The 20,755-nt window shown below is 38.8% G+C and carries 18 protein-coding genes and 4 pseudogenes; 13 read left to right on the forward strand and 9 right to left on the reverse strand.

The features are described 5' to 3' along the window. Positions 1-8: 8 nt before the first annotated feature. The 7 genes and pseudogenes from efp to ACFIK3_RS02820 all read right to left on the reverse strand — a co-directional run bounded on the left by efp (position 9) and on the right by ACFIK3_RS02820 (position 6,290). On the reverse strand, positions 9-584 hold the full coding sequence (efp, locus tag ACFIK3_RS02790; RefSeq protein ID WP_015856958.1) for an elongation factor P: 576 nt from the start codon (positions 582-584) through the stop codon (positions 9-11). A gap of 478 nt (positions 585-1,062) precedes the next feature. Beyond that, positions 1,063-1,398 (reverse strand): annotated as a pseudogene (locus ACFIK3_RS02795) (helix-turn-helix domain-containing protein). A gap of 352 nt (positions 1,399-1,750) precedes the next feature. Then, entirely contained in the window at positions 1,751-2,149 is a 399-nt protein-coding gene (locus ACFIK3_RS02800; RefSeq protein WP_375676213.1) for a hypothetical protein, read from the reverse strand. 630 nt (positions 2,150-2,779) lie between these two features. Further along, the gene (locus tag ACFIK3_RS02805) at positions 2,780-3,148 is read right to left on the reverse strand and encodes a helix-turn-helix domain-containing protein (protein ID WP_273790479.1); all 369 of its coding nucleotides are present in this window, start codon (positions 3,146-3,148) and stop codon (positions 2,780-2,782) included. A 606-nt stretch (positions 3,149-3,754) separates the two neighbouring features. Then, entirely contained in the window at positions 3,755-4,798 is a 1,044-nt protein-coding gene (locus ACFIK3_RS02810) for a tetratricopeptide repeat protein (protein ID WP_375676214.1), read from the reverse strand. A 364-nt stretch (positions 4,799-5,162) separates the two neighbouring features. Then, positions 5,163-5,553: pseudogene (locus ACFIK3_RS02815) on the reverse strand (helix-turn-helix domain-containing protein). 371 nt (positions 5,554-5,924) lie between these two features. After that, the gene (locus ACFIK3_RS02820) at positions 5,925-6,290 is read right to left on the reverse strand and encodes a helix-turn-helix domain-containing protein (RefSeq protein WP_375676215.1); all 366 of its coding nucleotides are present in this window, start codon (positions 6,288-6,290) and stop codon (positions 5,925-5,927) included. 501 nt (positions 6,291-6,791) lie between these two features. Between ACFIK3_RS02820 and ACFIK3_RS02825 the strand changes: the two genes are divergently transcribed. Both ACFIK3_RS02825 and ACFIK3_RS02830 read left to right on the forward strand, forming a co-directional pair. Continuing rightward, on the forward strand, positions 6,792-6,980 hold the full coding sequence (locus tag ACFIK3_RS02825) for an antitoxin (protein WP_375613201.1): 189 nt from the start codon (positions 6,792-6,794) through the stop codon (positions 6,978-6,980). Next, the gene (locus ACFIK3_RS02830; protein WP_375676216.1) at positions 6,958-7,266 is read left to right on the forward strand and encodes a type II toxin-antitoxin system RelE/ParE family toxin; all 309 of its coding nucleotides are present in this window, start codon (positions 6,958-6,960) and stop codon (positions 7,264-7,266) included. The genes ACFIK3_RS02825 and ACFIK3_RS02830 overlap by 23 nt, the downstream gene beginning before the upstream one ends. Positions 7,267-7,545: 279 nt before the next feature. On the opposite strand, the gene ACFIK3_RS02835 is transcribed toward ACFIK3_RS02830, so the two are convergent. Both ACFIK3_RS02835 and ACFIK3_RS02840 read right to left on the reverse strand, forming a co-directional pair. Next, on the reverse strand, positions 7,546-8,283 hold the full coding sequence (locus ACFIK3_RS02835; RefSeq protein ID WP_375676217.1) for a TIR domain-containing protein: 738 nt from the start codon (positions 8,281-8,283) through the stop codon (positions 7,546-7,548). A 311-nt stretch (positions 8,284-8,594) separates the two neighbouring features. Further along, positions 8,595-9,257 (reverse strand): thiamine phosphate synthase, encoded by a 663-nt coding sequence (locus tag ACFIK3_RS02840; RefSeq protein WP_375676218.1) that lies wholly within the window; start codon positions 9,255-9,257, stop codon positions 8,595-8,597. Positions 9,258-9,622: 365 nt separating this feature from the next. Between ACFIK3_RS02840 and ACFIK3_RS02845 the strand changes: the two genes are divergently transcribed. The 11 genes and pseudogenes from ACFIK3_RS02845 (at position 9,623) to ACFIK3_RS02890 (ending at position 20,743) form a co-directional block, all read left to right on the forward strand. After that, on the forward strand, positions 9,623-10,765 hold the full coding sequence (locus ACFIK3_RS02845; protein ID WP_375643261.1) for an OpgC family protein: 1,143 nt from the start codon (positions 9,623-9,625) through the stop codon (positions 10,763-10,765). A gap of 179 nt (positions 10,766-10,944) precedes the next feature. After that, positions 10,945-11,463 carry a DUF1465 family protein gene (locus ACFIK3_RS02850; protein WP_375630932.1) on the forward strand — a complete coding sequence of 173 codons (519 nt, stop codon included), beginning with the start codon at positions 10,945-10,947 and terminating at the stop codon, positions 11,461-11,463. 22 nt (positions 11,464-11,485) lie between these two features. Further along, positions 11,486-11,764: pseudogene (locus ACFIK3_RS09920) on the forward strand (DUF1465 domain-containing protein); the annotation flags it as partial. Between the two features lie 21 nt (positions 11,765-11,785). Beyond that, a pseudogene (locus ACFIK3_RS02855) lies at positions 11,786-12,102 on the forward strand (DUF1465 family protein); the annotation flags it as partial. A 1,268-nt stretch (positions 12,103-13,370) separates the two neighbouring features. Continuing rightward, the gene (gene ruvC / locus ACFIK3_RS02860) at positions 13,371-13,886 is read left to right on the forward strand and encodes a crossover junction endodeoxyribonuclease RuvC (RefSeq protein WP_375676219.1); all 516 of its coding nucleotides are present in this window, start codon (positions 13,371-13,373) and stop codon (positions 13,884-13,886) included. Positions 13,887-13,899: 13 nt separating this feature from the next. After that, the gene (gene ruvA / locus ACFIK3_RS02865; protein ID WP_273790467.1) at positions 13,900-14,514 is read left to right on the forward strand and encodes a Holliday junction branch migration protein RuvA; all 615 of its coding nucleotides are present in this window, start codon (positions 13,900-13,902) and stop codon (positions 14,512-14,514) included. A gap of 13 nt (positions 14,515-14,527) precedes the next feature. Beyond that, positions 14,528-15,622: a Holliday junction branch migration DNA helicase RuvB gene (ruvB, locus tag ACFIK3_RS02870; RefSeq protein ID WP_273790466.1), complete on the forward strand. Its 1,095-nt coding sequence runs from the start codon at positions 14,528-14,530 to the stop codon at positions 15,620-15,622. Positions 15,623-15,837: 215 nt separating this feature from the next. Further along, positions 15,838-16,278, forward strand: a complete 441-nt coding sequence (gene ybgC / locus ACFIK3_RS02875) for a tol-pal system-associated acyl-CoA thioesterase (protein ID WP_273790465.1) — start codon at positions 15,838-15,840, stop codon at positions 16,276-16,278. A 1,663-nt stretch (positions 16,279-17,941) separates the two neighbouring features. Continuing rightward, positions 17,942-18,655, forward strand: coding sequence for a protein TolQ (gene tolQ, locus ACFIK3_RS02880; RefSeq protein ID WP_273790464.1), 714 nt, complete (start codon positions 17,942-17,944; stop codon positions 18,653-18,655). 14 nt (positions 18,656-18,669) lie between these two features. After that, on the forward strand, positions 18,670-19,122 hold the full coding sequence (tolR, locus tag ACFIK3_RS02885; protein ID WP_375627998.1) for a protein TolR: 453 nt from the start codon (positions 18,670-18,672) through the stop codon (positions 19,120-19,122). A 109-nt stretch (positions 19,123-19,231) separates the two neighbouring features. Next, entirely contained in the window at positions 19,232-20,743 is a 1,512-nt protein-coding gene (locus ACFIK3_RS02890) for a cell envelope biogenesis protein TolA (RefSeq protein WP_375676220.1), read from the forward strand. The last annotated feature ends 12 nt before the right edge of the window (positions 20,744-20,755 follow it).

Raw genomic sequence — 20,755 nt, forward strand, 5'->3', positions numbered from 1 at the left:
TTATTCCTTTATTTATCTTTTTCATTTGCACGACGCAAATAAATCAACTCATTGGTGTCTACAATGATACGTTCACCAGCATTCATAAAGGGGGGAACAAGAATACGAATCCCGTTTTCAAGAATGGCGGGTTTATAAGAGGAGGTAACCGTTTGTCCTTTGATGGCAGGATCGGCTTCCGCAATCGTGACAGCAACTTGATCAGGAAGTGAGATGCCAATAGGCTTTTCTTGATAAAGTTCAACTGTGACAGTCATCCCATCTTGGAGAAACGCAGCACGTTCACCAACAAAATCCTTTTGGAGTTCAAGTTGTTCATAAGATTCTGAATCCATAAAGACCAAAGCATCCCCTTGTTGATAAAGAAATGTGAAATCCTTTTGTTCAAGGCGCACGCGTTCAACGGTCTCAGCAGCGCGAAATCGTTCATTAAGTTTTGTACCATCAATCAAATTTTTCATTTCAACTTGGTTAAATGCACCACCTTTTCCTGGTTTTACAGCGTTGCATTTAACAGCAACCCATAAACTTCCTTGATGTTCGATCACATTACCAGGGCGAATTTCATTGCCATTAATTTTCATCGTTTCTATCCAATTCTATTCTTGCAAAAAGAACTCTCTTGTTGTCTTTATGGCGCTTTTCTTTGCTGCCTTTAACAGTCAAGCTCTTTTGTTATTTTCGGGCTAAAATCCCTTTGATTAACCTTGCGGCTCTCTCATGGTCCTGTGTGCTCTTTATGGGCTTTCTCCTGCTTTTTGCAAAGAGAAAAGCTTAAGTAAAAAAGGACCTTTATGTATTTTTGCTTTTCAGTTCTTTGCAAGACCATAAAAAGCGCTCAGACGCAAGCTTTTTAAAAATTTGCACAAAAATTTTTTAGAATTTTTGGGGAAATTTATCCCGTTGTGTCGTAAAATATCATCATTGATGGCAATGATATAATTGATGGTAATGATATAAGTTCCCTAAACCCATGAGGTGTTTTTAATTAAGAATATGTGAATACGGAGTTTATTATGAGTGTCTCATGGGATAGAGCGTGGTGTGTGTTATCGTATGATGTTAGCTTTCATTTTGATCAGAGAGTAATTGTAAAATGGCTCTTTGTTTTATCGAGGTTAGGACTCTAAATTTTTTGAGAAGCAGGTATTTTTCTGTACTTGATGCGATTTCATCATGAGGGTATGGGGGCTGTTGTTTTGCTGAGGTGTCCGCATAGAAAAAAACAAGTGGAACATTTAAGATATCGGCAATTTCTTTTAAACGCCCTGCGCTGACACGATTTAATCCGTTTTCATATTTCTGGATTTGTTGGAAAGTGACACCTAAATGTTAACCTAATGTTTTTTGAGACATTTTTAGCATTTTTCGTCTCAAACGAATTTTTTGCCAATGAATTTGCCACTGAAAATGTCGTTATAAGGATTTTACCAAGACCCTAGAAAATGCTACACGGGATATAGAAAACTCTTCAGCTGCTTCAATCACAGATAGTCCAAGTTTTGCATTTACATCTTCGCGTAACAATTCACTAGGGTGTGGGGCATTTTCATTATTTTTAGTATTCTTCTTTTCTTAAATCTTAAAGCTATAATTTACACTATTTTGTATTGTCACAATCTATAATAAAATTTATCCACTCTGGCTAAAAATGAGGTTTTTTATTGAGGTGCAAATCTCTTTGCCTTTCGCAAGAGCTTTTAAGTCTTTACGTGTAAAATATAGAGAATGTTTACATTAAATAGCGGGTTCATCTGGGCTGAGTACTTATATGAGCACGTGGTTCTCCGTTCACATTATACTGAAGAAGAGACACTATAGTGCTACTATTTAATTGTATTCTATAACTCAAAGTTACACCCATATTTTGTTGCTTTTGAGGTTGATCTGTATAGATCACATTATATCCATTCCGTCGCAACAGATTGATAAATAAAGGAGTAAAGCTGTCTGCTGTATTATTTTTCTTTATAAGAAGTGTGGTTGTAGCTGGTGGTAGAGATCTCTTGATATCGCTAATAAATTTGTTAGCGACTAATTGTGCCTGACGCTTTGTAAGACTTTGATCAACATAATTTGATGAATAATTGCCTACAGATGCGCAACCAGCCACCAACACAACCGGTGACAGCAATAAATATTTTAACATCTTTAATTCCCCTTACTTATTGTTGCTCTTTATTTGCGAAGCTCCTCTTCCAGAAATAAGAGCAACTTTACGCATAGCACATTAACAACATATCGGTATCTAATCAATCAGTTAATTAATCAATGAATAATGGTTTCAGCTGTAAAGGCTGCTTGAAGTGCTTCTGGTGGCGTATATTTTAATAAACTGCTGCTTTTAGTGATTATGATAAAAAAGCAATTTTTTGCGTTTGCATGTTAAGATCATGTCCTCCATCTCTATTATAAAATGATGTGTTAAGTGTTATTCCAGATTGATCAAAAAAATTTTCAAGCATTGCTTTTTGAGGGCTATCTTTTTTTAAATACGTATGAATGCTTATTCTGTTTGCTGTAAAATACTGTCGTTTGAGGTGTGGTGCTATAAGACATAAAACTTTGCACATGTGATGTTTTTATGAGAGTGTGTGGTGAATATTTGAGGGAGCTTGTCCGGATAATCTTGTGAAATGAACCACATAAAATGGGAAGCTAAAAGAGTTCTGTTCTGAGAAGACGGATTGTTTCCCAACCGGATAGGGAAGGGGCTTCTGTCCTTTGAGGGATGGGAGGCAAGTTAAGAACAGAGAGTGTAGTGCTCTATGTCATGATGTTAAAAGCTTTCATTTTGATCAGAGAGTAATTGTAAAATGGCTCTTTGTTTTATCGAGGTTAGAACTCTAAATCTTTTGAGCAGCAGGTATTCTTCTGTACTTGATGCGATTTCATCATGAGGGTATGGGGGCTGTTGTTTTGCTGAGGTGTCCGCATAGAAAAAGACAAGTGGAACATTTAAGATATCGGCAATTTCTTTTAAACGCCCTGCGCTGACACGATTTAAGCCGTTTTCATATTTCTGGATTTGTTGGAAAGTAACACCTAAATGTTGACCTAATGTTTTTTGAGACATTTTTAGCATTTTTCGTCTCAAACGAATTTTTTTGCCAATGAAAATGTCATTATCAAGATTTTTGGCTCGCATTTTAAAGCCCCCGCCGGTTGCGAGCGCCCTCGCGTTGGTATTCCGGGAGTCTAAAAACACTGAACTCAAATCAGCATTTTGCTTTTAGTGCTTAAAGCACTTGGACATAGCAAAATCTCCCGGAATCCCGGGATACCCGCAAAGCGGGGTCAATTCATGTTTGAGTTTTCGGGTTTTTAGATCCCTATTGGTCGTTGCGTATGCGACCAAGACACTTTTCAAGTCATAAAGTAATTTTAGGAAATTTACAATAAAAAATAGCTTTTTACTGAGAGGCGGCGTGTTTTTCGTCCAAGAAAAAAGAATGAAAAAATAGAGCTTTCGGAATTTTCAGGATAGCCTAGCTCTTTTGCTTATTGGGTATTGTTTGCTTAAGCAAATGATACCAGTGCGTTTTCTTTACCAATGAAAATGTCGTTATCAAGATTTTTGGCTCGCATTTTAAAGCCCCCTCCGAGTGCGAGCGTCCTCGCGTTGGTATTCCGGGAGCTTGAAAATACTGAATCCGAATCAGCCTTTTTGCTTTTAGTGCTTAAAGCACTTGGACAGAGCAAAATCTCCCGGAATTTCTATAAATTTTATCTTTTTGATGCAGAGAGGAGTATTTTAAAAAACAGGAAGGAGCTTTATTGCTTCTTTGTGCGCTTTTTCTAGTTGTGCCTTATCCATGCCTTGGAGCATTATTTCAAGATCAGGAGCTTGCATTTTTGCCTCCTTTGCGAGCATATACCATGCCGCTGCCATTATTATATCGCCTTTTGTTCCTGTGCCATCTCGATAAAGCCTTGCAAGGGAAATCTGTGCTGGTGCTACCATGTTGATCGCATTTCTTTGAAGTAAATGAAAAGCACGCTGAAAATCTGTTTCTCCTCCACGCCCCTGTACAAGCCATTGTGCTAAATGAAGTTGAGCTTTTAAGTGATTGTTTTGAGCCGCTACCTCCATGAGCTTGCGGGCATTGCGATCATCTTTTGGTCGCTTTAACGTGCCTAAGGAAAGAATTTTTGCAGCAGAAAAAGCCGCTTCAGCATCGCCAAGAGCAGCACCTTTTAAGTACCATTTTAAGGCTTGCTCTATTGCTTCATTTTCACGACTTTGGGAAGAAACACCAGGGAGAGCTTGTTTTTCCTGTGAGGCTTTATAAAGAAGCAGTTGTCCATAATAAAAATAGGCTTCCTTGACGCCTGCTTTGACAGCTTTTTGAATGAATTGCGCACCAAGTCCTTGATTTTGTTTTATAAAGTTACCATCAAACAACATAAGTCCATAGCGTAGTTGTGCTTGGGGTTCCCCCTGTTTTGCAGCGCGTTCAAACCATAAAGCAGCACGCGCACCGTCAATAGGAACAGCACATCCTTCCATATAAATTCGGGCAAGAAGAGTTTGTGCAAAAGGATCATTTTTTTCAGCACGTCGGAGTGCTTCACGAAAAGCTTTTAAATAATAACCTTGGATGTAATAGTCATAGGCTTGGTCATAGTCTCCAGCTTTTAAGGGCTGAAAGGGTTCTTGAGTGTTTGAAGCTTCTTGAATCGTATTGAAAGAGCTTTCAGAATTTGAGATTTCTTCAGTGTTTCCCGCTGAAATTACAGCAGAACTTGCAAGCCCAATCACGCCTAAGATAAGCAGCTTCACGCTTCTCTTGATCATGGTGTTTTCTCCTCATTACCGATCAGAATTTTCACATTTTTTTTTCATCATTACAAGCCGTATAAGAATTTCATTTCTATATTACTTTTTATCTCTCAGTTTTTCGTCTTGGTTCAAGGTAGGGTTGGGTAAGTTAAAAAAGTAGCATAAATGTCGACGAGAGACAGACTGTTTAAAACAGTTCTGTTAAAAATAATACAGTCCTGTTAAAAATAATAATGATGAGGGGTTATCGTATGTAAAGATGCTTATCTTCTATTATATCAATGGCTTATCCCCCTAAAATGAAAAAATGCTTACAATGGAGGTTGCTTTTTAAAATACGTATGAATGCTTATGAATAGCGCACGCTATCCGTGTGATGTTAGCTTGCATTCTCATCAGAGATCAGCTGTAAAAAGGCTTTCTTTTTTACCGTTGTTAGAACTCTAAATCTTTTGAGCAGCAGGTATTCCTCTGTGTTTGATGCGATTTCATCATGGTGGTATGGGGGCTGTTGTTTTGTAATGATATCGGCATAAAAAAAGGCAATGGGAACATTCAAAATATCAGAAATTTCCATTAAACGCCCTGCGCTGACACGATTTAAGCCGTTTTCATATTTTTGAATTTGTTGGAAGCTTACACCTAAAGCGTGCCCTAAAGTTGTTTGAGACATTTTTAGCATTTTTCGTCTCAAACGAATTTTTTTGCCAATAACTCAAACGAATTTTTTTGCCAATAAAAAGATCAATATTAAGATTTTGAGATTGCATTTTTCCCCGCCGGTTGCGAGCGCCCTCGCATGAGTATTCCGGGAGCTTGAAAGTACTGAAATCTAATCAGCTTTTTTTGCTTTTAGTGCTTAAAGCACCTGGACATAGCAAAAACTCCCGGAATTCCGGGATACCCACAAAGTGGGGTAAATTCATGTTTAGATTTTCGGGCTTTCAAGACCCTCTTGGTCGTTGCGTATGCGACCAAAACATCTTTTAATTCATAAAGTAATTTTAGGAAATTTACAATAAAAATTAAAATAGTGTCTCTTAACGTGTCGTTTCTTAAAATGGAGGGGTGGCATGTTTTGCATTCAAGCAATAAAGTGTTCACAAAGGGGACTTTGAATAGCACACACTATCGCGTTATGTTAGCTTGCATTCTCATCAGAGATCAGCTGTAAAAAGGCTTTCTTTTTTACCGTTGTTAGAACTCTAAATCTTTTGAGCAGCAGGTATTCCTCTGTGCTTGATGCGATTTCATCATGGTGGTATGGGGACTGCTGTTTTGTTAAGATATCCGCGTAAAAAAAGGAAAGTGGAACATTCAAGATATCGGAAATTTTCTTTAATCGCCCTGCGCTGACACGATTTAAGCCGTTTTCATATTTTTGAATTTGTTGGAAGCTTACGCCTAAAGCGTGCCCTAAAGTTGTTTGAGACATTTTTAGCATTTTTCGTCTCAAACGAATTTTTTTGCCAATGAAAATATCATTATCAAGATCTTTGGTTCGCATTTTAAAGCCCCCGCCGGTCGCGAGCGCCCTCGCATGAGTATTCCGGGAGCTTGAAAATACTGAGTTCTAGTCAGCCTTTTTGCTTTTAGTGCTTAAAGCACCTGGACATAGCAAAAACTCCCGGAATTCCGGGATACCCACAAAGTGGGCTCATCTTTACGCTAGAACTTAGGGTTTTCAAGGCCCCTTTTGGTCGTTGCGTATGCGACCAAAACATCTTTTAATTCATAAAGTAATTTCAGGAAATTTACAATAAAAATAGTTTTTTACTTACAAAATTTGTTTTTTTATGAGAGGCTATCCGCTTCTTAAATCTCTCTGGAATGATTGTCAAAATCATGACATTAGCCCCCGTGTTTTTTGAGAGGGTTAAAAAGCCTTAAGTTTTAAGATCAAAAGAACTTTGGACGCTTAAAAGTTAAACATTTTCAATTCGCTAATATTGACAACATAGACAAGAGTAATTATCTCCAATATTCAGGAATAGAAAGGACATATATTATGAAGCCCACCCTTTCTCCGCTAATTTCAGAGTTCGAAACCGTTGAACAGGAAAGCAGCTACACTGCATGGCTGCGCGATAAGGTAGCGAGCAGTCTTGCAAATCCATATCCTCCTATTCCGCATGATGAGGTTATGGCTGAAATGGAAGTTATAATCAGTCAGCTTGAAGCTGAACAGGACAAGTGATGCTTCCGGTTGTTTGGTTGTCTTCGGCGCGCGACAATTTGCGTCAGATGTTACCTATATTGCTCGCGAAAATCCATCTTCTGCGCGCCGAATGAAAAGGTTTTTGGAAGCATCCGTACTGCCATTGGCTGAACATCCATATTTATACAGACAGAGTGAGAAGGTATTAGGATTACGAGAAATTGTAGCACATCCAAATTACCTTATATTGTATCGAGTAGCTGCACATCAAATCGAAATTGTAGCTGTAGTACATGCCCGACGTGAATTTCCTATTTTTCTTTAATCTAATGAGAGGCTATCTGCTTCTTAAATCTCTCTGGAACAATTACCAAAATCATGACAACAGCCTCCGTGTTTATCAAAGGGATTAAAATGATTTCTTCTATGGTAATGAATTTACACGCGGTCTCTTCATTAAAATTTGCACAATCGCTTGCTGTTTGAAGAAGGGGGGGGTGATCGTTTCTCTGTGCTATAGGATGTGTGTGTCTGTGGCATGTGGTGAGGTGCCTTGTGGTTTTGGGCGTGCGCTTTAAAAAATAAACATAAGCATTATTCAAATTTACTTTAATGCATGAATTGTATCTGTATTAAAAGAGAAATCAGCTTTTTGTAAGCGCTTAATAAGTTTGGGAAATGTTTCGTTTACGTGTTCTTTAAAAGAAAGGTAGTAAACTCCACCAACATCTGAAAGCATTTCAATGCCTTCTTTTTGTAGAATAGCAATCCTCTCAAGAGGAAGTGCGGCAGCTAACATGCCCATTTCGAAAATAACGTTTTGTCGTGCACGGGGTTGAATTTTTTCTGCACCTTGAGATATAGCATAACCCATGTCATCATGCGTGAGGAGTACAATACCAAAACTTATAGAACTGTCACAAATTTCTTTTTTCAAAGTTTGAATGATGGGTAAACCATTACCACTCGTGTTTTGTAAGATGTATGGTTCGAGACCAAGCTTGAGAAGAACATTTTCAAGCTCCGTTAAGGCATAACAATCGTGACCATGAACGATAAAAATTTTTTTATTTGAAGGATTGGAGGCAGTTTTTGAGGAAGGAATCGTTGATGTTTCTTCTATATGCTTTGCTAAATCTTCTATTAACTTTTGTTTTATGTTTTCTTTGCCTTGAACGTTGATTGTTCCTGTACTTTCATACCAATTAATAACGCCTCCTTCGGAAGTTTTGATCTGATATCCTTTAGAAGAATTAAGTGATAGAGACTTAGTTTCTATGATTTTATATCCAGCTGTTTTAACTATATCTTTAAGGTCTTCGAAGGTGCCGCTATATTTCACTGTTTATATTCTTTCAATATCGCTGGTTATTAATATAAAATGTTGATTTATTTTTATAACTATTTGAATTTAAATAGCTTTATGATTTCATTTTCTTATACAATGCACAAAAAGAGACGGTCACCTTCCATTCAATTGATTGAAACGTGGGAAAACTTGACTAAATGATGGGAAATTTTACTGCGTGATGAAGCGATCTGATTGAATTGTGAATGAACGAAACGAATTTTTCTCCTATTTGTATATGCCGTTATGTGCTCTATATAAGAAACACGAAAGTTAACGCTTTATTTATAAATTCTCCTCCTATATTACAAGGGGGTGTTCTCACATTTTTCTTGCATTGTTTTAAGCAGTATTAAGGGGTTGTCGTTCCTCAAAATGACTTCTTCTACAGCAATGAATTCACATCCAGTCTTTAAGACTTCATCAAAGGTTGAAAAATCGCTTCCTGCTTGGATAATTGCGGGGGTTTGCATAATTTCTGCCCACCATGTTGCTAACTGGAGATTGCGGGGGTGCGCTTGGGGTTTTTTATCAGCACCGAGTTTTCCAAAGAACAGGTAATCAACACCTGTTTCCGCTGCAAGCATAGCACTATGGCGATTGCGTAGATTGCCAAAGCCTATGATTTTTTGTTCCTTTTGCTGATTTTTGAAGCTTTCAAGAGCGTTAAGATCATCTTCTATGTGCAATCCATCAGCCTTTATGCGCCCAGCAATGCGGCTGTCATCAGCGATGAGAAGGGCTGCGTCATGATGTTGAATATCTTCTGCGTAAGTTTGCGCTTGTTGTTGTAAAAAAGAGCTATCATCTTTCAACTTTTCAGAATCATAGAGGATGACGCATGCAAAAGACTTTGTTTGCAAAATTTGCTGCAAAAATGTGTGTGGGGTGTTGCGCCGAACATCAAGTGTTAAAATCAACTGAGGGAAAAGAGGTGGATCAATTGGTTTATTTTTTTGTTGTGTCATGTCAAATCCCTATTTCTTAGAAAAAATAATGCTTAAAAATTAAAGTTTCATTCTATTATGCTTATTTGTGATAAAAGTGACCACCATTTTCACGTAATTTAAAGGATTTGTGGGTGTGTGGGAGCCTGCTTATGAGAAATGAAAGTGTTTTTAAGCATAATATGTTGCCTTTTTGTTGTGATACACGTATGGACGCTTTTCGTTCTTTTGCCTTTAAAAAACTTTTGCCTTTTAAAAAATAAACGCTTAAAATGAAACTTGACACTTAAAAATTAAAATTTCATCCTGTTCATGCTTGTTGGCAATAAGGGTAAGCACCATTTTTATGGGACTTCAAGGGGGGTGTGACGTGTGGGAGTCCACTGATGAAATACCAAGGTATTCTTGAGCATAATACTCAACCTTTTCGCCGTGATACACGTATTGATGTTTTTCGTTCTTTAGCCTTATTGACGATTTTCATCAACCATATTCCCAGAACGATCTATGAGTCTTTTACTCATAGAAATTTCGGTTTTTCTGATTGTGCAGAAGTGTTTGTTTTGCTTTCAGGGATTGCTCTTGGGTTAAGCTTTCATGGACGGTTACAGCAAAAATCCTTTGCTTTTATTATCCGAAAACTTTGGTACAGAGCTCTGCAGCTCTATGGTGCATATCTTTTTACTACTTTTGTCACGTTAAGTCTTTTTTTTGCTGCCTTTTTATTATGGAAAACAGAAAAACTTTTATCGATGAACAATGTGGGACTCTTTTTTAAAGAGCCTGGTATCGCATTTTTGAGTACCTTAAGCTTTGGGCATCAATTGGGATATAATAATATTCTTCCTCTTTATATCGTTTTGATGTTTTTTGCGCCTTTTATCCTTTATTTGAGTTGTAAGCAGACAAAATGGCTGCTTTTGGGCTCCTTTACACTGTATCTTATCTGCGGATTTTATAAAATTGCTCCTCCTTCTTATCCTTTAAAGGGAAAGTGGTTTTTAAATCCTTTGTCTTGGCAATTCTTATTTGTCATAGGATTGACCAGTACTTTAGCGCTTAAACAAGGAAAAAAAATCGCTTTTCAGTCTTTTTGGATTGTTTGTGCGGCAGCGTATCTCTTGTTGGCGCTGTTATGGGTTCGCTTAAACTGGTGGGGCATTTTGGGGTGGCTTGGCTGGTCTTCCCCATTGTTGAACTTTAATAAAACCTTTTTAAGCTTGCCACGTTTACTCCATGTTCTTGCATTAGCCTTTCTCATTCTTTCTTTGCCGCGCATCAATAAATGGTTTTATGTCTCTCAGAAACATCCTTTAGCAATTTTAGGAAAACATAGTTTACCGGTCTTTGTAACGGGAACCATTTTTGCGATGTTTGGACAAATTATAAAAACAGTGATGACAGAAACGTTTTTTTCCGATACCCTCTTAATAATAACGGGTATTGCTTTGCAATTTGGAGTCGCTTATTATTGTGAAAAACGGCAATCTTGGCAGTGGTCATTTTCAAGGAAAATGATCCGTTTATAAAAAACATTCCTATAGTGTTTGTTGGGCACGTTAACCTTAGTATAAAAAGTGCGTTGCGCAAAAAAATTAAAAGAGGTAGCAGTTTTAAAAAAAGCGTTCTATACAGCAACAAAAGAAACTTTTTAATACTCTGTTCGTTGAGTGGTATAATTTTGTGCTGATACTTGGAGTATAAAAGCGTGAGTGTACATAAACGTCCATATGATGAACCTATTATCATGATTGAGCATAATGCTTTTGAAAATGCTTTTAATCGTCTCTATGAAGAAACAATGGCGCTGATTGAAAAAACCGCAGCGTATATTGACTCAGAAGGGAAATTAGTAGCACGCTCTCTTTCGGCAGAGGTTTCTGCAATCTATGCAAAAGAGGCTATGTATTTAAGTACACGACTTATGCAAATCGCTTCTCAACTCCTTCTTCTTCGCGCAGAGCGTGAAGGGGAAATGTCATCAGAACAAATAAAAAAAGAAATTGTAAAAGTGTCACTTCATACACCGACATTGGAACTTGAAACCCCGCATTGGCATGAATTGCCAGAAGTTTTTCGCCAATTTGTTTCTCATTCATTGCGTTTAGAAGCGCGGATAACCTATATGCGTGCTGGGTGGGAAACTGCGGCCTCCTGTGCTCTAGAAGATGATAATCCAGTGGGAAAACAAATCGAATTGCTCAAAACAGCCTTTGGGCGTTCTTAGAGGTACTCCCCTTGCTTTGTGCGAAGGGGAAATGTCATCAGAACAAATAAAAAAGAAATTGTAAAAGTGTCACTTCATACACCGACATTGGAACTTGAAACCCCTCATTGGCATGAATTGCCAGAAGTTTTTCGCCAATTTGTTTCTCATTCATTGCGTTTAGAAGCGTGCATTTTTTTCATTTAGAGATGCTGCTGTAGTTTAAGCACTTTGGTCAATAGGCGGCGGCTTTATCTTGAACGATGATAATCTAGTGGGAAAACAAATCGAATTGCTCAAAACAGCTTTTGGGCGTTCTTAGTGGTATTTTCTTGCTTTGTGCGAAGGGGAAATGTCATCAGAACAAATAAAAAAAGAAATTGTAAAAGTGTCACTTCATACACTGAGCATTGGAACTTGAAACCCCTCATTGGCATGAATTGCCAGAAGTTTTTCGCCAATTTGTTTCTCATTCATTGCGTTTAGAAGCGTGCATTTTTTTCATTTAGAGATGCTGCTGTAGTTTAAGCACTTTGGTCAATAGGCGGCGGCTTTATCTTGAACGATGATAATCTAGTGGGAAAACAAATCGAATTACTCAAAACAGCTTTTGGGCGTGCTGAGAATAATAGCTCCTTGCTTCTTTCTTGCGATATTTAGAGCAGTATACCCATTTTTTTTTACAACCGAAATTTCACAACTAAAACTAATCTAGAGTGCTTTTTTCTGCCTAATTTCTATTTGAGCGTAGGAAATATCTTGAGCTTATAGCTGAAGGGTATAGGTATTGATTGTAAATTATGGCATGGGATGGAGTATGGTTGGTTTTGTGGGAAATCGGCTTTGGTTGATTGCAGCTGGAATACTTTCTGTTGATCTATCGTGTGATTTTGTTTTGGTTATGATAATGATCTGGCTCTAAGATAGAGTAGGGGCTTGTACATCAATTTATTTATGCTCTATAATTTATGCCTATAAAGCTGCTGTAAAGTGTGTGTTATGAGGATGATACACATTGTTACAGTTTTTGGGCTTCTTTTGTTTTGAATGGAAGGTATTTTCCTTCGCGTAAAATAAAATATCCAAAATAAAATGCCATATAGTGCCATATAATGAATGTCCTATAGGCTCTCTGTGCCCCTATGCAATGTTCCTCTCTATGAAATGTCCCTCTCTACGCAATGTCATTGTGGTGTGATGAGTATATTCAAAAATATCTCTTAGTTCTTATTCATATCCGTTGAGCCTCTCTCATCTTTATGCTTGCAAAGGAGAAAGCCGGCACTATCATCATCTTTGCCAGTCCCCAATGTTGCGGCAGCCTTTGGAACTTGAGACAATTCATTAGAAGCATTATTTTTAGTCCTTTCTTGTACAGTTTCACTCTATACGGCAATCCCACGTTTCATATGTAAGAGAATGGTTTTGATTGCTTCAATATAAACAGATTTGTAATGAGAAAATCTTAGGATATTCGGGATTCTTATGCAACATACAAAATAATTAATTATCTTTATAAATCAACGTGTTGTCGTGTTATGGTAGCGTCATGCTATAATGTAAAAAGTTTTCGCAAAGTGTGTAGCATCCATTGCATAGCCTCTTTACACATTATGAATGTACAATCCAGCACTGATCTATTTGCTCGCTTGCGATGTTTAACCGTTATGGCATTGGATATGATATAGAAAGGGAATTTTTATGCTTTAGAGGGTGCTTGATAAGGTGCTTGCTTGTGATGTGTGAATGGTTTTGATTGATTTCAGTTACGCTTCATAAAGATGCTGTTCGTTGCGTGTTATAATTGTATAAATTTGGGGGGATGATTATCTTTTTACTGGTTTTGTCTTGGGTTGCTGTTTTCTTTGTGGTCTTGTCTTTATTCACATCTTTATTCACAGGGGGGAAAAGTGTATAGACTGTAGTTTATGGCAGAGACGATTCGTATTATAGGCATTGATCCCGGATTACGGCGTACAGGGTGGGGCGTTATCGATGTTTCGGGTAATCGTCTTCAGTTTATTGCAGCAGGGACGGTTTCTTCTGATGTAAAGTGTGAGCTGGCTTCCAGACTATGTCAGATCCACAAAGGTCTTTCAGAGGTTGTGCATCAATTTATGCCCCATGAAGCCGCTGTAGAACATGTGTTTGTCAATAAAGATGCTACAGCAACTTTAAAACTTGGGCAAGCACGTGCAATTGCACTGCTGGTTCCTGCGCAAGCAAATCTTCCTGTTTTTGAATATGCGCCCAACAAAGTGAAAAAATCGGTTATTGGTGTTGGACATGGGGCTAAAGAACAAATCCATATGATGGTCAAAGTTCTCCTCCCACGGGCTGAATTTGATAGCAGTGATGCGGCTGATGCTCTTGCTCTTGCTCTTTGTCATAGTATGCACCGTAACAGTATTGACCTATCTTATCAGGCAAGGAAGGCGATATGAGTGGGGTGGCAACATGATTGGCAAATTAAAGGGCACTCTTGAACATATCTTTGATGATCATATCCTTCTTGATGTTCACGGTGTGGGTTATGTTGTTTTTGTGTCAAATCGGCTGCGTCCTTCTTTACCCTCTGTTGGGGAGGCGTTAAGCCTTTTTATTGAAACGCATGTTCGGGAAGACGCAATCCGCCTTTTTGGTTTTGCTACAAGAGCTGAACAGGAGTGGTTTTGTCTTCTACAAAATGTTCCTGGAGTAGGGGCAAAGGTTGCTTTGGCAATCTTGGGTACTTTATCGCCAGATGAACTTGCACAGGCTATTGCCTTAAACGATGTTGCGATGATTAGTCGAGCGCCGGGCGTTGGTAAAAAAGTCAGTGAAAGAATTGTGGGTGAGTTGAAAAGTAAAACACTCCCCTTTGAACAAGCGCTCAAGACTGTTTCGGTTTCTCAGCGTGAGATGACCAATCAACCTGCGCATGATGCGCTTTCCGCGTTGATGAAGCTAGGGTTTGAACGGGAGCATGCATCCCGTGCTCTTGCTCTTGCGATGAACGCTCTTGAGGGGGAAACTGTTTCTTCTGCCCTGCTGATCCGCCATAGTCTCAAATTGCTTTCTTCTCCTACTTAAAATCAAGGTAACAATGCATAAAGATGAAGATAAACGCCTTCTGGGTTCCGCCTCCCTTCCTAACGATCCAGATCGTTCCTTAAGACCACAAGTTCTCGATGACTTTATTGGTCAAGAAGCGGCACGGGCTAATTTAAAAATATTTATTGAAGCAGCAAAAACGCGGCAAGAAGCGCTGGATCACGTTTTGTTTGTAGGGCCACCGGGGTTGGGAAAAACAACGCTTTCACAGATTATGGCAAAAGAATTAGGCGTTAATTTTCGCTCTACTTCAGGGCCGGTCATTGCTAAAGCAGGAGATTTAGCCGCTCTCTTGACCAATCTTGAAGAACGTGATGTCTTGTTTATTGATGAAATTCATCGCTTAAATCCGGCGATTGAGGAAATTCTTTATCCAGCCATGGAAGATTATCAACTTGATTTGATCATTGGGGAGGGGCCGGCCGCACGCTCGGTGAAAATTGATCTGGCTAAATTTACTTTGGTAGCGGCAACCACACGTTTGGGGCTTTTGACCACACCGCTGAGAGACCGTTTTGGCATCCCAATTCGTCTCAATTTTTATACGATAGAAGAATTGGAATATATTGTGCAGCGTAATGCGCGGCTTTTTGCCGTTAAGATCAGTGATGATGGTGCCCATGAAATTGCACGCCGAGCACGGGGGACCCCTCGTATTGCCGGACGGCTTTTACGGCGCGTTTGTGATTTTGCTTTGGTTAAACAGGCAAAACAAATTGACCAAAAAATCGCCGATGAAGCGCTTTCGCGCCTTGAGGTCGATCATCTTGGTCTTGATCCGCTTGACCGTCGCTACTTGCTTCTGATTGCGGAAACTTTTTTAGGGGGACCGGTGGGGATTGAAACGATTGCTGCTGCTTTATCAGAACCACGCGATGCCATTGAAGATATTGTTGAACCGTATTTGCTCCAACAAGGTTTTATTCAAAGAACTGCTCGTGGACGCATTCTAACTGAAAAGGCTTGGAGCCATTTAGGGCTTTCTGCTCCAGCCTCTACAACGTCTATACAAAGGCGTTCTCAACTTTCTGATGCTCAAGACAATTCATTACTTCAGACGTCTTTATGGGATGGGGAAGATGACTAAGGCATTTCTTCATTAAAAGAAACTATTTGAACATTTTATAGCAAGGTCATAAAATACAAGAGACGTGCTTCCTTTAACATATTCTGGTCGAAAAAGTTTGGCACTATTGAGGGTTTTTTGCTTTTGCTTTCCACAACTTCAACACAAAAATGTGTTCAATCTTTTGATTGATAAACAATTTGCTATATTAGATGATTTTATGGGGCATGAAGTCGATGACAGAAATAACACCTTTTAAGAGCAATCATACAAACGCTTTTCATAATTTTCAGGTCCGCGTTTATGTTGCTGATACAGATTTTTCCGGTGTGGTTTATCATGCGCGTTATCTTGAGTTTTTTGAACGAGGACGTTCAGAGTTTTTACGAGATGCCGGTTTTAATAATAAGATGTTAGCAGCAGGGGTTGAGGGAGAAAAACTGTTTTTTGTTGTTCGTCATATGGAAATTAATTTTTCAAGACCAGCTAAAATTGATAATCTTTTAGTCGTTAAAACACGTGTTACTCATATCCAAGGGGCACGCTTTTTTATGGAGCAATCTATTTTGCATGAGATGACCACGTTGGTAACAGCCAAAGTTGAAATTGCTCTGATTAATGAGGAGGCAAAACCGCGACGTTTACCCAAAGAACTTTTTGCAAAAATTCTTGGTTAAAAGTATTATTCATTGAACCAGCAGCTTTAGGAGAGATCGGCAGATATAAAGTAATCTACAATCTAAAACTATACATTTATTATAGCCTAAATGTTTTCCAACAAGGTTACACGATACAGCAAAAGAAAACACCTCTGCTACAACACTACAATAAATTGAAGATGATATTTCACAAAATTAAACACGCCTCATCCATTTTCTGCTATAAACTCAAGATATTTTCTTTCTTTTGAAGAAAGGTTTGTTGGCATCGGAAAACAGCGAAAAGTACAAAAAAATAAATAAAAAATGGATTAAGATTTGTTTTTATAAAAATGCACATACCCAGCGCAATATTGCAATAAAGTGATAATAAGCCATTAGGTCGAAAATTGTCTAAAAACACCCAAAGGGTGTTTTTAAGCAATTTGATTTGTTTTTTTTACTGGACTGTCATTTGGCATCACAAGAGCACGTGTTTCATCCATAATGCATCACTTTATGTGCGCTTCTAAGCGTAGTAAATGAGTGAGAGATCAATGTATACAAAGCAGAAATGCATTCTTGATTTAAAGTTTCAAAAGCATATTATTATATAATATATTGACTTAGAAAGATAAATTATCACTTCTCACGGGTACAAACCCTAATAGAGGAATAAAATACTTTGCATTTCAAATCTGTTCATATTGAAACAATTAAAATCATTTGCTTACACATCATAAGAGAGCAATATAAATCATTGAAAAAATTGTAAAAATGTTCCTTATGTATCATTCTCAATGCAATAACGATCAAATATCGCAAGTGAGCAAAGAGAGCGAAGAAGCTGGTTTTCATGAAGTAAAGACGTGAAAAGGCTTTTTTCATATCACAGAAGCTTTTACGTTATACCATAGTGCCAGAGAGATGATAGGCATTGAAAGAGGCAAATTCACAACACAATGAGATTACATGAGACTTACACTAGATTATATAGGACTTGTAGGGGTGCGTGGGGGAGGCGCATTGTTGTGAGGTGTGGTAGGGTGGTTTAGTGTCGTTTTTTTGCCCGATGGTGTGATCTTATTAAAGAATGAGAGAAACAATAGCCTGAGGCAAAGCATAATTTTTCATGATGATAACATATTTATTTATAATGATAATTCATTGCGTTGCAATTTTTAGATAATTCTGAAACTTGTAAGATTTTTTCTTTTCAAGCTCTATTGCTGCGAATTAATTAAAAACATTTTCTTACATATCACAAGCGGGGTTGATGAGTGGGTACAAAAACACTTAAGAAAGGAATAAAATGCTTCTTATGAATCTTTTCAAGTGCTAAGACTTATTGCAGCATTTTAAGCTTAAAACGCGTATGATGATTTAGCGTTCTTTTCATAAGCGTAAAGATGGTGGTGCATAATAGATTTTATATTATGCATTTTTATATCTTTTATTTTTATAGTATTTATGGAGAAGTTCTTATCGTTATATTTTTCATAAATGCTGTTGTGAAATGAGGAGGGGCCTGCATTGAGGGATGTCTCTCGTCATCACTTTTTAAGGAAATTTAAGAAACAAGTCTTGTTTTAGCGCATGGATTTATGTGAGACTAGAGTTTTTACTTAAATTTAGAAACTATAAAATAATCTGTTTTATAAAACTTTTAAAAATACACCTTTCATTTAGAGGGACAAAAATTATGCCGCATGGTGAACTAACAAATCCGGAAACAATTGGAATGTTGCATTTGTTTATGCAAGCGAGTTGGATCGTGAAAGGTGTTATGATTGGGTTGCTGCTCGCTTCCATCTGGAGTTGGGCAATTATTTTTGATAAAATTTTTACGTATCGGAGAATACGGCGTGAAATAAAGCAGTTTGAACGTACATTTTGGTCCGGCAAAGCGCTAGAAGATCTTTATGCATCATGCAAAAGTCAACGTACCAATAGTATATCCGCAGTTTTTATAGCAGCAATGGTTGAATGGAAAAAATCTCTTGAAAAAGGGACCCATACATCGAAAAGTTTGCAGAGCAGAATTGATAAGGCTATGGATTTGACGCTGGGACGTGAAAGTGAAAAAATAGAATCAAAATTAAGTTTTCTTGCGACACTGGGGTCTGCGGGACCTTTTATCGGACTTTTTGGAACAGTTATTGGTATTATGGAGTCTTTTCTTTCTATTTCAGCTTCTCAAAATACATCACTTGCCATTGTCGCGCCGGGGATTGCAGAAGCGCTTTTGGCAACCGCTATTGGTTTGTTTGCAGCAATTCCAGCCGTTATTGCTTATAACAAGTTGACTCATGAAAGTGCGCGCATCATTGCACAAATAGAAAATTTTGCCGATGAATTTTCAACAATTGTATCGCGGCGTATTGATGAAACACGCACAGCACCTTCCTCTTTATAAAAAGGAGCTTATCCATGGGCGTTTCTGTTGCTTCTTCTTCTCGCAAAAATACACGTAGGCGGCATCATTCACGAAGCCAACTGATGAGTGAGATCAATGTCACTCCTTTTGTGGATGTTATGCTGGTCTTGTTGATTATTTTTATGGTCTCTGCTCCCCTTTTAGTGAACGGTGTTCCTCTAGATTTGCCTCGTAGTCAAGCGGGTCCCGTACGAGCTCAAAAAACACCCCTTACGGTTTCACTTGACGCGCAAGGGCGCTTTGCCATTAATCAAGATTATTATGAAACGTCACAGGCCCTGATTGCACACCTGAAAACTCTTCTGGAGGCAGATGCTACACAAAAAGATCAACGGGTTTTTGTGCGGGTTGCTAAAACTGTTGAATATCAGCAGGTATTAAAACTGCTGGCGGATATTCAAAAAGCGGGGTTTTCTCAAGTTGCGTTAGCAAGTCTAGCACAATAAATAATAAGTAATAAAATTGCGCATAACCGGTTGTTTTTAATTTTTTTTTTAAAAAGAGCATAGAGTGATTAAAAATGAAAAAATGTAAGGCATAAATAAGGCATAAAGAATGAACAAAGACTCCTATCATAGTATGAAACGAGGCTTGGCTTTATCCCTTGTGGTCCATGTCATTTTTCTCAGTTGGGGAGCCATTCAGTTTACAAGCTCTGTCTCTTTACCACAACCATTGGAAGCAATTCCCATTACTCTTGCTCCTTTAGTGGACGAGTTTTCTTCTCAACAAGGAGCCGTGAAGGCTCCTATCCGTGCTGTCCCTGCCGTCAAACCAACTATGCAGCCACAAGAGAAAGAAGATGCACGCCATATTGGAGAGGGACAAATAGATAGTCTTGCACCATTTCAACCAAAGGAAAAGCCGCGTCCCGTTGAAACAGCATCGCCACCATCAAGCGAGAACACATCAGAAACATTTGCATCAGAACTTACAAAACCAGAATTATTAGAAGCAAAAACAGAGGATGCGCCCAAGGTTGCGCCTGAGATGCCTTTGGAGGCACCGGAGGATGCGCCCAAGGTTGCACCTGAGATGCCTTTGGAGGCACCAGAGGATGCGCCCAAGGTTGCACCTGAGATGCCTTTGGAGGCACCGGAGGATGCGCCCAAGGTTGCACCTGAGATGCATTTGGAGGCACCAGAGGATGCGCCCAAGGTTGCGCCTGAGATGCCTTTGGAGGCACCACCGGAGGATGCGCCCAAGGCTGCACCTGAGATGCCTTTGGAGGCACCAGAGGATGCGCCCAAGGTTGCACCTGAGATGCCTTTGGAGGCACCGGAGGATGCGCCCAAGGTTGCGCCTGAGATGCCTTTGGAGGCACCAGAGGATGCGCCCAAGGTTGCACCTGAGATGCCTTTGAGAGTGCCGGAAGATGCCTCTAAGGTTGCGCTCAAGCCTGCGCACAAAAATGAAGAGATGATATCGCCAAAAGAATTGGCTCCAACGGTCCCAAAAGTACCAGCAGAGCAGATTGTTCATCAAGCGCCCAAAATTGTACTTCCAGAAAAATCTCTTCTTCCACAGTTTAAACCAAAGTTTGACGAAAAATCTCCAAGGAAGAATGAGGCTGCATTGAATCAAAATACGCCAAAGCTTAACAAGAAAAACCAAGAGAAACAGACCATTGAAGATATTTTAGCTCTGGAGGAAAATAATTTGCTTAATCGTGCGCGGTCACAAGGAGGGGGGGCAAAACGTTCTCATACACAAGAAGCTTTTGGTGCAAGAAAAAATATTAATAATACCACAAAAATGGCACAAACATTGGTCAATATTGCGGGGGGATGTATTCAACAGAAGCTTAAACTTGTGGCGCTTGGCGGCGATTTAAAAAACCGTCCGGTTGTGCGGTTGCGATTTTACTTAGACCGTGAAGGGATGGTTGTGGGTGATCCTATCATTGATCCCGTAAGCGGCCTTGAGAGTCAACAAGCTATTATGATAAGGCAGGTGTACGCTGCTGTCTTTTCATGCCAACCTTATGCAGATCTCCCACGTGATCAATATGATCTATGGGGGCAAGGTTTTGACTTTAATGTTGATCCCCTCCAAGAAATAAGATGATAAACGAGAAAA

Origin of the sequence: Bartonella sp. CB10SXKL, from assembly GCF_042195515.1 — a bacterium.
Lineage (GTDB): Bacteria > Pseudomonadota > Alphaproteobacteria > Rhizobiales > Rhizobiaceae > Bartonella.